Raw genomic sequence first — 15,123 nt, forward strand, 5'->3', positions numbered from 1 at the left:
TTGCGGGCTATCCCGAATAATAAATTGCAGTAAAAAATAATAAGTTATGAAAGTAAGGAAACTAGGATTATTAGGCGTATTTATCCTGTCCGGAATATTCCCGGCGGGCTATGCCCAGAATAATGTTGAAAAACGGGTCGAGGATCTGTTATCCAAGATGACGCTGGAGGAAAAAATAGGGCAAATGAATCAGGTCAGCTTCTTCGCTGTCGATGATAAAGCAATCGCTCAATACAGTGACGATGATATGGATACATTCCTCGTCAGGATGGGTATTGCCGGAGGGCAAGGACAGAAGAAGCCTTCCGAAATGACCAAAGCAGAGAAAATAGCCCTTATCAAGGCCGAAGCAGCCAAGATGCTGGACAACAATATCACCCAGCCGATCAGGGACGGGAAAATAGGCTCATTACTGAATATTACCGATCCGGTGATGGTGAATAGACTGCAAAAGGCAGCGATGGACGAGAGCCGCCTGGGGATACCTATGATTATCGGGCGTGATGTCATACATGGATTCAAGACAATATTCCCTATACCATTAGGACAAGCTGCTTCATTCAATCCGCAACTGGTAGAAGACGGCGCGCGCATAGCAGCCATAGAAGCCCGTTCGACAGGTGTAAACTGGACTTTTGCCCCTATGCTCGACATCTCGCGTGATGCCCGTTGGGGACGTATTGCCGAGAGTCTGGGAGAAGACCCTTATCTGGGGGGACAACTGGGAGCAGCTATGGTAAGAGGCTTTCAGGGTAACGGTAATCTGGGTGATCCTAACGCTATCGCAGCCTGCGTAAAGCATTTTATCGGTTACGGTGCAGCCGAAGGCGGACGTGACTACAATAGTACGAATATACCTCCGCACCTGATGCGCAATATATATCTGCCTCCTTTCCACAATTCCATCAAGGCGGGTGCGGCCACATTAATGACCTCGTTCAACGACAATGACGGAATCCCGGCATCAGGGAACGATTATATTCTGAAAAGCATCCTTCGTGACGAATGGAAATTCGATGGTTTCGTTGTATCGGACTGGGCTTCGATAGGCGAAATGATCGCTCACGGGTTTGCCAAGAACGATAAACAGGCTGCCGAAATATCGGCTAATGCCGGTCTGGATATGGAAATGGTAACGGGTGCTTATCTCAAATACCTGCCCGAACTGATAAAAGAAGGTAAAGTGGCGGTAGCGACGGTCGATAATGCAGTCCGCAACATTTTACGCATCAAGTTCAGGATGGGATTATTCGAAAATCCATATGTAGACACCAACAAGGCTTCTGTAATGTATGCTGATGCCCATATGAAAGCCGCAAGACAGGCTGCTGTAGAATCTGCCATATTGCTGAAGAACGATAATAATACATTACCGTTGGCTGAAAGCAAGAAAATAGCGATTATCGGCCCTATGGCAAATGCTCCGCACGACCAACTCGGAACATGGATATTCGATGGAGACAAGAATCATACAGTAACACCGATAGGTGCCCTCAAAGGGGATTACAAGCATATCAGGTATGTGTATGAGCCGGCTCTGGATTTTTCGAGAGAGAAGAATACTGCTAATTTTGAGAAAGCAAAGCAGGCTGCGGCTTCTGCCGATGTAGCTGTTGTCTTTCTGGGTGAAGAATCCATCTTGTCAGGAGAGGCTCATTCTCTTTCAAATATAAACCTCATAGGAGTGCAATCAGAACTATTAAAAGCGGTAAAAAGTACTGGAAAACCGGTTGTTTTGGTTATCATGGCAGGTCGCCCTTTGACTATCGAACGCGATCTGCCTTTCGCCGATGCCGTGCTGTTTAATTTCCATCCCGGAACAATGGGTGGTCCTGCCATCTTCGATCTTTTGTTTGGAAAGGCAAATCCCAGCGGCAAACTTCCTGCTACATTTGTCCGAGAAGTAGGACAGATACCGATGTATTATAATCACAACAGTACAGGACGACCTGCTCCCGAAAAAGTAATGGGTTTGGACGAAATAGAACTGGAAGCAGGACAGACTTCTCTGGGAAACACCTCTTTCTATCTGGATTCGGGTAAAGATCCCCTTTATCCGTTCGGATTCGGACTCTCTTACAGTACGTTCGAATATTCGGGACTCACGCTGTCTTCGGCTTCTATCCCGATGAACGGAACACTAACGGCCAGAGTGACATTGAAAAATACAAGCAATGTAGACGGTACGGAAGTTGCCCAACTTTACGTTCAGGATATTGTAGGCTCTGTGGTGCGCCCGGTAAGAGAACTGAAAGGATTCCGGCGTGTCGCCCTAAAGGCAGGGGAAAGCAAAATAATAGAATTTAAATTATCGGCAGACGACCTGTCGTTCTATGGACGCGATTTGATCAAAAGAACGGAAGCGGGCGATTTTAATATTTGGATTGGTGGTGACAGTAACGCCCCGCTTAAGAGTACTTTTTCTGTGACAGAATAAAGTGGATTAACAAAAGGCATAGGAACACACATATATTTTTTCATAGTCATTTATCCTATGCCTTTTCTTTCATTAAAACCGGAAAAGTTTATCTATAAGATATAAAAAGCTCTGTCCTTAGTGAAGATTACAGAGCGGGCAAAAGTAACAGGTGTAGAAAAATGAAAAATGTGTTACATATGTCACTTTTTTTTAACAATTTAGAGCCTGTTTAAATTTTATTCGTTCATTTTCAGAACGAATAAAGAGATATAACAAAATATTAAAGCAAAAGACCTTTACTTTATGAAAAGACTAATTTACATACTATTACTGCCACTTATACTGGCAGCTTGTCAACCAAAAGAAGCCACGCCGGACAATGCAGGACGATTTCTCCGTGTAAAGGGGCCTGACCTGGTAAAGCCAAATGGAGAGAAATTTCTTATACAGGGGATTAATCTGGGTAACTGGCTCAATCCTGAAGGGTATATGTTTTTCTTCGGGTCGGAGGCAGCCTCTTACAGGACGATCAACGAGGCTTTCTGCGAAATGGTTGGTCCGGATTTTACAAGCCGCTTCTGGAGAGAGTTTAAAAAGAACTATATCACGGAAGATGATATAAAATACATCAAACAGACAGGAATGAACTCCATAAGGATACCGTTCCACTACAAGCTGTTTACCAACGAGGACTATATGGGACTGGATTCTTCACACGACGGATTCGAACTTATCGACCAGGTGGTAGAATGGTGCCGCCGGCAAAACCTGTATGTCATACTGGATATGCACGACGCTCCGGGCGGACAAACCGGGGATAATATAGACGACAGTTATGGCTTCCCATGGCTAATGACCGACGAAGGCAGCAAGGCCCAATTTTGCAATATATGGAAGGATGTGGCTTCCCACTATGCAAACGACACAATAATTTTAGGCTACGACTTGTTGAACGAGCCTATTGCACACTACTTTATGGAAGGTAATGCACACCTGAACGATTCACTTGAACCGCTTTACAAAAGATGTGTGGAAGCAATCCGTACGGTTGACAAAAACCATATCGTCCTTCTTGGCGGTGCGCAATGGAATGGCAATTTCAGTATGTTTAAAGACTCTAAGTTCGATGACAAGCTGATGTATACCTGCCACCGTTACTGGTGCGACACATTACAGGCCAATATTCAGGACTTTGTACAATTCAGGGACAGTGTCAACCTGCCTATATATATGGGCGAAACAGGCGAGAATACACACGAGTGGATAGCCGGATGGACCCGCCTGATGGAACGTAACAACATAGGGTGGCACTACTGGCCATATAAGAAAATGGTACCTAACAGCTGTATGGTAACCATCCCTAAACCCGAAAACTGGGATCTTATATCGGAATATACCAAACAAGACAGAAGCACTTTCGAGAAGATACGCAGAGTAAGGCCAGACCAGGAACTGGTAAAGAAAGCAATGACAGACTTGCTGGAAAATATGAAGTTCAAGAACTGTACCAAGAATGAAGGATATACCCTTGCAATGGGTATGAAACCATAAGATAAAATGAGGTTCTTCACTTACGGTGATGGGTTCATGTTAGATGAAGATTGGGAAGGGACTGTCTATAACGTAGGCAATCCCTTTTCTTATGAATATTATTGGGAAAACTTTATCTATACATAGCTTTTAGCCGTTAGCTATTAGCTTATAGCTCTTTGAAGTATTGATTAAAGCGGTTACGAGTTTGCCTCGCCTTCGCTTCGGCGAATGTTATTTCTTCGCCCTTCGGGCAGTTACGAGTTACAAGTAAACAAGATACGACATACAAGTTGTTAACTGATGACTGTTTACTGCTAACTGATATATTTGTTACCTTTACATACGCTACGCTCCTGTGACCGTTGGTTGTTGTCTTTTTGCACCTTAGCCTCTCTGCATGAAATACTGTTTACTGCTAACTGTTGACTGTTGACTGATATTCCTGTTACTTTTGTTACTTTTTATTGTCCTCCTGCTCTTTCTTATGTGCCATCGACATGGCTATAGCAGCATATAATGTAAGAAGAGCGGCAATAAGCATCGTGACTACCCACCCGTTTATGTTCATAAACAAAAGGACCGTGGACGCAACCATAAGCAATACGGCGAATATCTGGATGTTGAAAAGCCGTTTTCCGCGAAGGCTCTTGCCGGGATATGGAGTGGTAACAGTAGTAGCCGCAAAGCCAATTACACCTATAACCATTATATATTTGGCAATAGTGGCATCGAAGTAATAGATGACAGCAGCAAGAAGAATGAGAAGGGCTGATATCTGGAAAATGGAGTTATTTAGTTTTGGATTTATTTTCATCAGTTGATTTATTCTACAAGGAAAACGTCCTCATCAGGTTTCTTCATCAGGTAATTTTCCCTGGCAAACTTTTCAATGCGGTCTTTATCCGATTGAAGTTCCTGTAATTTTTGTTTATCTTCGATCGTTTTATTACGGTAATGCTCGATCTGGCTGTTAAGTTCCATTATCTTGGCATCGTAACTAAAGCGGGCAAAGATACTGCTCTCGCTTATAAAGAAGCCGAACACAATGATCGCCAGAATTATAAGCAATTGTACTTTTGTATATCTGGTGATAAGATAATTGAATGCTGATTTTAGAATAGCCATAAGTTGAAAAGAGATTAAGTCAATACTGTTTGATTAAACTCACATTGCAAAGATATATATTTGTACTTATATTCAGGTATCGATGGAAACAAAAGATAACATAATAAAGAAATACAGGAACTATTTATTGCTGGAAAAGTCTCTTTCCCCCAATTCGATAGATGCATATATGACCGACTTGGATAAGCTTTCCGGTTTTCTGGGAGACGAAGGACTGAAAGCAGAAGACGTGAAGCTCGACGATCTGCAGCAGTTCATCGCCCAGCTTTACGATTTGGGCATCAATGCCCGGTCTGTAGCCCGCATTATCTCCGGCATAAAATCGTTCTATAATTTTCTGGTACTGGATGGTTATATGCAGGCAGATCCCACAGAACTGCTGGAAACGCCGAAGATAGGATTAAAGCTACCGACTGTGCTTTCGCTCGACGAAATAGAAAAGCTGATGTCCGTAATCGACCTTTCCACAAAAGAAGGACAACGCAACAGGGCTATACTGGAGGTCCTCTATAGCTGTGGTTTGCGTATATCGGAACTTACGAAGCTGAAATTTTCGGATCTGTTTTTTGATGAAGGCTTTATAAAGGTGGAGGGGAAAGGAAGCAAGCAACGGCTCGTACCCGTCTCCCATACCGCAATAAACGAAATCGAGAAATATCTGTACTATCGCAGGGAAATGGATATAAAGAAAGGGTCGGAAGATGTACTATTCCTAAGTAATAGAGGTACAGCGATTTCCCGTATCATGGTGTTCCATTTCGTAAAGCAATATGCAGATCAGGCCGGAATAAAAAAGACGATTAGTCCCCATACTTTCCGGCATTCATTTGCCACACATTTGCTCGAAGGGGGAGCCAATATACGGGCCATCCAGCTGATGCTGGGCCATGAGAAAATCACGACAACCGAGATATATACCCATATGGACCGGGAGTATCTTCGTCAGGAAATAATAGAGCACCATCCTCGTAACAAAAAATGATGCTTCGGGCTTGTTAATGCATTTTTATTATATCTTTGTTCAGATATTTAATTAATCACAAACACGATTTTATGAAAAAGAGATTCTTTTCAGTGGCTGCAATAGCTCTTGCAGGAACACTACTATTCAGTTCATGTATTGGTTCATTCAATCTTTCGAAGAAAGTATTGGCGTGGAATCAGACCATAGACAATAAGTTCGTTAACGAGGTTGTATTCGTTGCATTATGGATCGTACCTGTGTATGAGGTTTGTATGATGGCCGATATCCTTGTTATCAACTCTATTGAATTCTGGTCGGGGGAAAATCCTGTTGAAGCGGGAATTGTGAAAAAGGTTCAGGGTGAAAACGGGGTTTATACTGTTGAAACATTGGATAACGGATACAATATCAAGAATGAAGAAGGACAGGAAATGGAACTTGTTTATGACAAGGCCACCAATACCTGGAGTGCAGTCGCTAATGGCGAATCGACCAAGGTGCTTAAATTCGAGGACGAAAAGAATGCTGTCGTTTATCTTCCAAACGGAAAAGAACAAAAGGTGGAGCTTTCCAGGGATGGAGTTCTTGCTTTCCGTCAATCTATTGAAAATGCAGTATTTGTTGCAGCAAAATAAGGTCGGATAACTATTCTTAAATTATAACCGCCCCATACTAAGCTGTAGTTGGGGCGGGTTCTTTATCCTTTACAATCCGAATCTTCAATCCCTTTGTGTAATTCCTTTCAGGCTGTCTGTCCTGAACGGGGCTGCCGGCAATCCTTCCGAATTGAACAAGTTCACATCCGGATTATTCGACCAGCTGTAGCGAACAGATACAGGCCTGGATACATTCTCGGAATAGACAATAACCTTATCTCCCTCAATATAAGCCTTAGCCCACACAAACTTGTTATCAGCCCTGGCAATGGCAAACCCTTCTATGTAGCCGTATTTGTTTGTGGATTTCAGTCCTTTTCCTATATTATTAAAGCTGATAATTGCCTTATCTCCAGTTATTTCCATAGACTTAAATGTCGGGCCGGAATAGATTATGTCCGTTTTGCCATAATCTTTATTCAAAGCATTTAAGGCCAGTCGAAGTCCTACATCCTGCTTATTACGGGGATGGATGTCGTTAGCTTCCCCTATATCTGTAATTACCGCCTGACCTGTCTTCGGCAGAGATAAAGTCATACTTTGAGCTTCTCGTAATTCAGCCCAGTTACTATCTTGAGGTAAATCGTCTTTTGCCATGAAGTTGGCCAGTTGCACCCAATAGAATGGAAATTCGTAACCCCATTTTGTTCGCCAGTCTGTAATCATATTCGGGAAGAGCGTACGGTAATTATAAGCCTGTCCTGCGTTATTCTCTCCCTGATACCAGATAGCACCCTTAATACCATATTGAATAATCGGATTTATCATGGCGTTATAAAGTAGGGATGAATACGTATTGGGAGAAAACTCTACATAGTTGAAGGCCTTGTTGCTTACCGCTACTTTGTACAACCAGTCTCCGGCCAAAGGATATGATTTTCCCCCAGCATCCAGGGTAAGGGCTTCGGGTTTCCCATATAGGCCACCGCCGCTGGCATTGTCCACGATTTTCACCGTTATGATATTTTGCCCCGCTTTAAGGATATTTGCCGGAACTGTGTACAAACGATTGATATTATATCCGTTTGTTTCACCAATCTTAATCCCGTTTATCCATGTTATATCATTATCGTCGATAGGACCCAACTGTATTGTTCCGGATTTTCCTTCAACATTATCCGGAAGTGTAAGAGTATATCTGAACCATAAAATGCCATCTACAGAGGACAGTTCTCCATCCCAAAGTTTTGGTACCTGTATTTTCTTCCATGTGCTTGTATTGAGAGACGGATTGAACCATGATTCCGCTATTCCGGGATCATTGAGCATAGCCTGAGTAAAAGCTTTTTTCCCTTCTTCGCTTTCTTTAGCAAATTTATCAAAATCTGTGATATTAAGAGCTTTATATCGTTCTTTAAAGGTATCGCCCAGCTTGCTGAAAGATTCCGGACTAGTCCATGTTTCTATATCTGTACCTCCCCACGATGAATTGATTATTCCAACCGGAACGTTCAGTTCCTGATACAATTTGCGTGCAAAGAAGTATGCAACAGCAGAAAAATCACCAGCAGTTTCAGGTGAACATACTTCCCATGAACCCTTGATATCTGATTTCGGTTTCATATTCAAATCTTTCACAACATTGAAAGACCGGATTCGGGGATAGTCTGCGCTGCTGACCTCAGCTTTCGCGTTCATTGAGTTTTTTAACTGCCATTCCATATTCGACTGTCCGGAACAAAGCCAAACTTCTCCGATAAGGATATTTTTAAGAGTTATGGTGTTATTCTTCCCTTTTACCTGCATAGTGTATGGCCCGCCGTAAGGCATAGATGTCAACTCGATACTCCAGGTCCCATTTTTATCGGCTTTTACTTTTTTAAGCTGATTGAGGAAGCTTACCTCTACCGTTTCATTCTTATCAGCCCAGCCCCATACTTTTATAACCTTATCGCGTTGAAGTACCATATTATCCGAAAATATGCGGGGCAACTTCACTTCTGCATGCAAAACAGAAATAGCAACGCTAAAAAAACAAATGAGAAAAGTCAGATTTTTTGTCATAATGTAAATTGATATTAGATAACGTAAAATAAGTACTAAATAATTATTTGACCAAATAGATAGTGAGCATATTTAAAGTAAATGTATGAAAATATTTGATTTTTGTACATACCGGAAATCATCAAAAGGCAACACTTTGTAACCTTATCCTCAAGGAAGATTACGTAGATTATAGAGATTTTCTCATTCCGGCGGCCAGGGAGTTTCTGATTAGAAACTGATTTAAGCTATTTTATGTACTTCATGGCAAATTTATGTATAAAACGTTGTATTTTTGCGTAAAACTTAGAAAAACAGATGTTACATTTTTTGAAAAGGCATATCTTATTTTCGCTCATTTTAGGTGTAATCTCCTTAGTTGCAGCCGCTTGTGCTAATATGGCATCACCAACGGGAGGTGCCTATGATCTGGAAGGGCCTAAAGTGGTAAGAAGTAATCCCGGGTTTAATGCGACTCAGATAAAAAAAGGGAAGATAGTTATCGAGTTTGATGAAAATGTTACAATAGAAAGGCCTTCGGAAAATGTAATCATTACCCCGCCTCAGAAGTCGTTTCCGATTATCAATACTGTGAACAGGAAAGTAAATGTGGAACTTAGGGACACTTTATTGCCGAATACGACATATACGATTGACTTTACGAATTCTATAGTAGATAATAATGAGAAGAATCCGATAGAGAATTTCTCCTTTTCTTTCTCTACAGGCGATGTGGTGGACTCTATGGCCGTGTCTGGAAAAGTACTTACGTCGGACAATCTGGAGCCTGTAAAGGGTATCTATGTCGGCCTTCATTCCAATCTGAACGATACAGCTTTTACCAAGACAAAGTTTGAACGCATCTCGCGTACAAACGAGTCCGGTGACTTTACCATCCGGGGTGTGGCTCCCGGCAAGTATAGGTTGTACGCACTGGATGACTCTAACCGCGATTATATGTACGATAATCCGTCAGAAGCCATTGCTTTTATGGAAACTATTGTAGAGCCTGCATCCGAAAGGGCTTCACGCTTCGATACCACTTATGTGGACAAGGAAAAAAAAGTGATAGATACTGTTGTAGCGGTACAATATACTCGCTTTTTACCGGATAATATAGTATTGCGCACTTTCAAATCCGGCTTTCAGCGCCAGTTTTTACAAAAACATGAGCGTACTCAGAATAAACTGTCGCTCTTCTTTGGAGCACCCACAGAGATGCCTCGGATAGAGCCGTTGAACTTCGATGGAAGCAAAGACTGGTTTATAATGGAACGAACTCCTAAAAACGATACTATAACATATTGGATCAAGGATAAAGAGGTGGCCGCAATAGATACATTGTCTATCAGGCTTACTTACCTGAAAACAGACACACTGAACCAATCCCTGCCGGTAACTGATACCCTGACTTTTATGGACAGAACCCGGAAGCCGGTAAAAGACGATAAGAAGAAAAAGAAGAAGGATGGCGAAAGTGACGAACCTGAAATTACTTTCCTGAACATAATAAATAATCTTTCTTCTACATGGGATACTCATAAAAGTATTTCGTTGTTGTTTGAGGAACCTATTACAGATACTTTATCCAACAAAATAAAGTTGCAGCAGCTGAGAGATACTGTGTATTATGATATCCCGTTCCAGTTGGAAGTGGATAGTGTGAATCCGAGAAAATATACTATCCGGAATAAATGGGGCTATAATAATGAATACCGTATACAAATAGACTCAGCTTCTATATATAGTATATATGGGCTATGGAATAATAAGATCGACCAGAAATTCAAAGTAAAGGCTGAAGATCAGTACGGACAGCTTGCCATCAGGGTTGCAGGTATAGATAGTATTCCCTCTTTTATGGAACTTTTAGATAAGTCGGATAAACCAATTCGCAAAACTCGGGTCATAGATAATATTGCAGTCTTTAAAGATTTGGACCCGGGGTCATATTATGTACGCATTGTACTGGACAGCAATAATAACGGAATATGGGATACAGGCGATTTCCAGAAAGGTTTACAGCCGGAAATGGTTTGTTATTCACCTAAGGAATATAAAATAAGGGCTTATTCGGAGGTTTATGACGATGAAGCCTGGCTAATAGACCCGGCTACATTGGCCAAGCAGAAACCTTTGGAAATTACAAAACAGAAACCTCAGGAAAAAGAATCGAGGAGAAAGCAATTAGAAGAAAAAGAAGAAAAAGAGAATCAGCAAAACAGAGAAAGATCGAGGAATTCAACCGATCCGAACTCGAACAGAAATAACAATTCCCAATATGGGGCGAGAAGCAATAGTCAAAATATGAATAGTGGATACTAATGCCGATCGGATAAAAATTATAAGAGTATGATTAAAAGAATTACAGGAATAGCGCTGGTGTTATTGGTTTTAGTCAGTATGCAAACACAGGCGCAGGGTAAATGTAAAATAAATAACATCTACTTTCAGGCAGGTGAGGAAATGACTTACGATTTGTATTTCAAATACGGACTCATCCATACCAAAGCCGGAATATCTACATTAAAGACTGTGGCTGAGAGGTATAATAATACTGACGCTCTTAAAATGACCCTGATGGCTCAGTCGACAGGTACTGCAAGGAAGATATTCAGCCTGAATGATACTTTGTCGTGTTATCTTACAAAAGATTTAGTGCCTCTTGCCTATATTAAGAACGCGGCGGAAGGTAAAGATTATACAAAGGAAAGAGTAACATATACCTATACGGGAGATAAGATAAGCATAAATACAATAAGACATAAAAACGGCGATTTTAAATTTAACGAAACACTAACGTCTCATTCTTGTATGTATGATATGATGAGTGTTGTATATTATGCCCGCACCCTCAATTATTCCGGGATGAAAAAAGGGGAGACTGTTAAAGTCGACTTTATTTCGGGAAAGAAGAAAGTGAATATGGTGATAGAATATGAGGGAATAGAGATCGTGGAAGCGAACGATGATAAAGAATATAGCTGTATGAAGCTGACGCTAAGTATTATGGATGATGCCTTCAGTGATAGAAAAGAAGCTATGAAGGTATATATAACCAACGATAATAACCGTATGCCGGTACGACTCGACTCGAAGCTGAATATCGGCTCCACACGTGCTATGCTCAAAAGCTATAAAGGAAACAGGTATCCTGTAAGAACAAAATAAAAGAAAGCAGTTTCCGGAATCGTCACCGGAAGCTGCTCCCTTATATTGTAGAAAAAGGACGGCCGCTATTCGAATAAGAATGGTTTAGTGGCATCCAATTTGGTACGTTGTTCCTCAAAGAAGAATTTCTCTTCACCAAAAGCAGGCTTTAGCTGATTGAACCATGTTGCTTTAGGATCGTATTCGGCAAAGAAAGGAATATCCACCCATTTTGGGTTCCGTCCTTGTATGAAACGGAGAACGAATATCTTCTCTCCTTTTACTTCCTGCACACCCAACACTTGTATCTTTCCTGCATGGTCACTCATGCTGGGCCCCCTGACGGTACGGCACAGGCCGCTGACCTGCCGGTAAGCACGCCGGAATATTTTCCAGCATTTTTCCAGCGGTAATTCGAAGTAATGCTTCGAGCCTGTATCGCGGGCAATGAACATATAATACGGGATGCATCCCAGATCGACCTGTTTGCGCCACATTTTGGCCCATAGCTCGGGTTTGTCATTGATATTGCGCAGGAGAGGGGATTGGGTGCGTATCTGCGAACCTGTCGAACGAATACGGGCGATGGCTTGCTTAACGGCCTCGGTAGACAATTCTCTCGGATGATTGAAGTGAGCCTGGAGAGAAAGATTCTTACCCGAACGGTTTACGAGTTCAAACAGGCGGATAATGTCATCGCTGTCTTTATCGCTCAGATACCTGTATGGCCAGTATGCCAGAGACTTTGTTCCGATACGGATAGTGCGGATATGGTCGAATTCCGGTTCCAACAGAGGCTTTATATAGGCTTCCAGTGTAGAGGCGTTCATTATCATGGGATCACCGCCTGTAAACAGTATATCGGTGACTTCTGTGTGCAGACACAGGTATTTGAAGAGCAGGTCGGCTTCTTTCATCGCAAATTTCAGTCCGCTCATCCCTGAAAACTGCGGCCACCGGAAACAGAATGTGCAGTATGCATGGCAGGTTTGTCCCTGACTGGGGAAGAATAAGACTGTCTCGGGATATTTGTGCTGAATACCTTTCAGCTTTATTTCTCCCAGATAGGGAACATTATGTTCCTGCCCGGCCGGATGAGGGTTGAGGGATAATCGTATTTGCTGTATTTTCTCATTTAGTTCTTTTCCATCAGAGTGCTCGTTCAGAAGCCTTTCTACTGCTGCGTAGTGCTTCTTCTCCAACATACCCCGTCTCGGGAAGTTCAATGTAAAAATAGGGTCGGTGTCAAGATTATCCCAATCTATCAGTTCATCCACCACATAGTTGTTTGTTTTAAATGGTAATACTCTTCCTACAACTTCGATATCCTTTACCATTTCTTTCGATAATGACGTTATCTGAGGAATAGTCAGGAAATTGTGGAGAGTATATGATTTTAATACTCTGTCCATCTTAATGTTAAAAATTTGATATATTTTGTTGATTCTTTACAATATACGGAAAATATTGCCGTAAGGAGGCCTGACTGAAGATCCTGTTACATATTTTATAGTATTATAACATTTGAGAGACAAAGAAAGAGGAATGACCATAGGCATTCATATACCTATAGTCAGAGAAATATTACCGTTTATTGAATTAAAAAAATTATAGGAATATCTATTCCTTCACTTTCACATAAATGAGCTTTGTCCGGCTCTTGTCAATATCCCGTTCGTCTATTTCAAAAACCTTTTTCTGTGATTTTATCAGAGGGGTTAGTTTGGGAAAACCATAGTTGCGTGAATCAAAATCGGGACGCTTCTTAATGATCAGGTTACCAACCTCACCGAGATATGCCCAGCCATCATCATCGGCCACATCGCGGATGGTACTTTTGAGTAACTGGATAAGTTTTTTGTTTACAGGTTCAATATTAGGGCTCTTGGTTTCTGTGGATGCTCCGGGCGATTGTGCGCTCTGCTGATTATCCGAATTCTCAAGTATCTCTATGTAAATGAATTTGTCACAGGCTACAATAAAAGGATTAGGGGTCTTCTTCTCCCCCAGTCCGAGCACAAACATTCCGGATTCCCTCAACCGCACGGCCAGGCGGGTGAAGTCGCTGTCGCTGGATACAAGGCAAAAACCGTCTACTTTGTCGCTATGCAATATATCCATCGCATCGATGATCATGGCGGAGTCTGTTGCATTCTTTCCTGTAGTGTAGCTGTATTGTTGTACCGGGGTTATGGCATGTTCGAGCAAGGGCTGTTTCCATCCCGATACCGAGGGTTTAGTCCAATCTCCATAAATGCGTTTGATAGTTGGTATTCCGAATTTGGTTATTTCATCAAGCATACCTTTTATGTTGGAGTAGGGTATATTATCGGCATCGATAAGGACTGCCAGCTTCATATCTGATTTTGGTACCATACATTCAATTGTTAGTTATTATCAAATATACGGTTTTTTAAAAAATATTGCTTGCCTTTCTATGAAAAACATTTACAGGCTTTCACTTTGAGGTATAGTCGTGCACAGAAAGCATGGTTTTATAATAACTGTAACGCGATCTCTGCGCAGGCTTCCGCGTCGGCAAGTGCATTATGATGGTTGGTAAGTATATATCCGCAATCTTCAGCTACAGTGTGTAATTGATGATTGGGCAGATGGCGTAACTGACGCCTCGACGCGGCCAGCGTACAATAGAATCTGTAATCAGGATAGTCCATCCGGTAAGTCTTAAATACAGCTTTCAGGCAGGCTTCATCAAAGCCTTTATTATGAGCAACCAGAGGCAGTTCTCCAACCAGAGGTTCTATCTGCATCCATACTTTTGAGAAAACTTCGGCATTTAGAGTATCTTCATATGTAAGGCCATGCACATTGCTGTTTCCGTAAGTATAATAGTTTGGCTCCGGCTGTATAAGGCTATAGAAGCGGTCACAGATAATTCCGTCCCGCACGATGACGATACCCACACTGCAAACACTCGACAGTTGTTCGTTGGCTGTTTCAAAATCTATTGCTGCAAAATCCCGTAACATACTGTTTTATTATGAGGAATAAAATTAGAAAGAATTTATCAGACCGGGAAATTACAGCCCCGGGATGATTATATAAAACAGGTTTATTTTTCTTAAATATCTTTATTTATAACATATAGCTTCTGGCTTCTAACCCTTTTAAATTTTTAGGATTTAGAAATTTAATGTTTAAGGAAGGAACACTATATAAAAGGTAACTTTTCAGTTAACAGTAAACAGTCATCAGTCAGCATGTAATTCGTAACTGCTTTAATCAATACGTCAAAGAACGATAAGCGAGTAATCTGTATGCTGCTTATACCT

At 41.6% G+C, this 15,123-nt stretch carries 12 protein-coding genes; 6 read left to right on the forward strand and 6 right to left on the reverse strand.

The features are described from left to right. Nucleotides 1-46: 46 nt before the first annotated feature. Both bglX and ACYQ3L_RS04955 read left to right on the forward strand, forming a co-directional pair. A complete protein-coding gene (gene bglX / locus ACYQ3L_RS04950; protein WP_379994634.1) occupies nt 47-2,437 on the forward strand; it encodes a beta-glucosidase BglX in 2,391 nt (796 codons plus the stop codon). Nucleotides 2,438-2,722: 285 nt separating this feature from the next. Continuing rightward, nucleotides 2,723-3,970, forward strand: a complete 1,248-nt coding sequence (locus ACYQ3L_RS04955; RefSeq protein WP_379994633.1) for a glycoside hydrolase family 5 protein — start codon at nt 2,723-2,725, stop codon at nt 3,968-3,970. A 436-nt stretch (nt 3,971-4,406) separates the two neighbouring features. Here ACYQ3L_RS04955 and ACYQ3L_RS04960 read toward each other — a convergent pair whose 3' ends face one another. Both ACYQ3L_RS04960 and ACYQ3L_RS04965 read right to left on the reverse strand, forming a co-directional pair. After that, nucleotides 4,407-4,766, reverse strand: coding sequence for a hypothetical protein (locus tag ACYQ3L_RS04960; RefSeq protein ID WP_379994632.1), 360 nt, complete (start codon nt 4,764-4,766; stop codon nt 4,407-4,409). Nucleotides 4,767-4,774: 8 nt separating this feature from the next. Continuing rightward, the gene (locus ACYQ3L_RS04965; protein WP_379994631.1) at nt 4,775-5,077 is read right to left on the reverse strand and encodes an FtsB family cell division protein; all 303 of its coding nucleotides are present in this window, start codon (nt 5,075-5,077) and stop codon (nt 4,775-4,777) included. Between the two features lie 82 nt (nt 5,078-5,159). Here ACYQ3L_RS04965 and xerD point away from each other — a divergent pair, with 82 nt between their 5' ends. Further along, nucleotides 5,160-6,059: a site-specific tyrosine recombinase XerD gene (xerD, locus tag ACYQ3L_RS04970; protein ID WP_379994630.1), complete on the forward strand. Its 900-nt coding sequence runs from the start codon at nt 5,160-5,162 to the stop codon at nt 6,057-6,059. A gap of 71 nt (nt 6,060-6,130) precedes the next feature. Then, nucleotides 6,131-6,676 (forward strand): DUF3332 domain-containing protein, encoded by a 546-nt coding sequence (locus ACYQ3L_RS04975; protein WP_379994629.1) that lies wholly within the window; start codon nt 6,131-6,133, stop codon nt 6,674-6,676. An 84-nt stretch (nt 6,677-6,760) separates the two neighbouring features. Here ACYQ3L_RS04975 and ACYQ3L_RS04980 read toward each other — a convergent pair whose 3' ends face one another. Beyond that, nucleotides 6,761-8,701: a sialate O-acetylesterase gene (locus tag ACYQ3L_RS04980; protein ID WP_379994628.1), complete on the reverse strand. Its 1,941-nt coding sequence runs from the start codon at nt 8,699-8,701 to the stop codon at nt 6,761-6,763. 297 nt (nt 8,702-8,998) lie between these two features. Between ACYQ3L_RS04980 and ACYQ3L_RS04985 the strand changes: the two genes are divergently transcribed. Both ACYQ3L_RS04985 and ACYQ3L_RS04990 read left to right on the forward strand, forming a co-directional pair. Beyond that, nucleotides 8,999-11,005, forward strand: coding sequence for an Ig-like domain-containing protein (locus ACYQ3L_RS04985; protein ID WP_379994627.1), 2,007 nt, complete (start codon nt 8,999-9,001; stop codon nt 11,003-11,005). 27 nt (nt 11,006-11,032) lie between these two features. After that, nucleotides 11,033-11,851, forward strand: a complete 819-nt coding sequence (locus ACYQ3L_RS04990; RefSeq protein WP_379994626.1) for a DUF3108 domain-containing protein — start codon at nt 11,033-11,035, stop codon at nt 11,849-11,851. Between the two features lie 65 nt (nt 11,852-11,916). On the opposite strand, the gene ACYQ3L_RS04995 is transcribed toward ACYQ3L_RS04990, so the two are convergent. From ACYQ3L_RS04995 to ACYQ3L_RS05005, 3 genes are all read right to left on the reverse strand, one after another. After that, nucleotides 11,917-13,242 carry a KamA family radical SAM protein gene (locus tag ACYQ3L_RS04995; RefSeq protein ID WP_379994625.1) on the reverse strand — a complete coding sequence of 442 codons (1,326 nt, stop codon included), beginning with the start codon at nt 13,240-13,242 and terminating at the stop codon, nt 11,917-11,919. Nucleotides 13,243-13,450: 208 nt separating this feature from the next. Next, the gene (locus ACYQ3L_RS05000; protein WP_379994624.1) at nt 13,451-14,206 is read right to left on the reverse strand and encodes an NYN domain-containing protein; all 756 of its coding nucleotides are present in this window, start codon (nt 14,204-14,206) and stop codon (nt 13,451-13,453) included. A gap of 119 nt (nt 14,207-14,325) precedes the next feature. After that, nucleotides 14,326-14,820 (reverse strand): 3'-5' exonuclease, encoded by a 495-nt coding sequence (locus ACYQ3L_RS05005; RefSeq protein ID WP_379994623.1) that lies wholly within the window; start codon nt 14,818-14,820, stop codon nt 14,326-14,328. Nucleotides 14,821-15,123 lie beyond the last annotated feature (303 nt).

Source organism: Dysgonomonas termitidis (assembly GCF_054657735.1).

Coding starts and splice junctions, on each gene's coding strand:
- xerD (WP_379994630.1), top strand. CDS start 5,160: ATGGAAACAAAAGATAACATAATAAAGAAATACAGGAACTATTTATTG.
- ACYQ3L_RS04975 (WP_379994629.1), top strand. CDS start 6,131: ATGAAAAAGAGATTCTTTTCAGTGGCTGCAATAGCTCTTGCAGGAACA.
- ACYQ3L_RS05005 (WP_379994623.1), bottom strand. CDS start 14,820: ATGTTACGGGATTTTGCAGCAATAGATTTTGAAACAGCCAACGAACAA.
- ACYQ3L_RS04960 (WP_379994632.1), bottom strand. CDS start 4,766: ATGAAAATAAATCCAAAACTAAATAACTCCATTTTCCAGATATCAGCC.
- ACYQ3L_RS04985 (WP_379994627.1), top strand. CDS start 8,999: ATGTTACATTTTTTGAAAAGGCATATCTTATTTTCGCTCATTTTAGGT.
- ACYQ3L_RS04955 (WP_379994633.1), top strand. CDS start 2,723: ATGAAAAGACTAATTTACATACTATTACTGCCACTTATACTGGCAGCT.
- ACYQ3L_RS04965 (WP_379994631.1), bottom strand. CDS start 5,077: ATGGCTATTCTAAAATCAGCATTCAATTATCTTATCACCAGATATACA.
- ACYQ3L_RS05000 (WP_379994624.1), bottom strand. CDS start 14,206: ATGGTACCAAAATCAGATATGAAGCTGGCAGTCCTTATCGATGCCGAT.
- bglX (WP_379994634.1), top strand. CDS start 47: ATGAAAGTAAGGAAACTAGGATTATTAGGCGTATTTATCCTGTCCGGA.
- ACYQ3L_RS04980 (WP_379994628.1), bottom strand. CDS start 8,701: ATGACAAAAAATCTGACTTTTCTCATTTGTTTTTTTAGCGTTGCTATT.
- ACYQ3L_RS04995 (WP_379994625.1), bottom strand. CDS start 13,242: ATGGACAGAGTATTAAAATCATATACTCTCCACAATTTCCTGACTATT.
- ACYQ3L_RS04990 (WP_379994626.1), top strand. CDS start 11,033: ATGATTAAAAGAATTACAGGAATAGCGCTGGTGTTATTGGTTTTAGTC.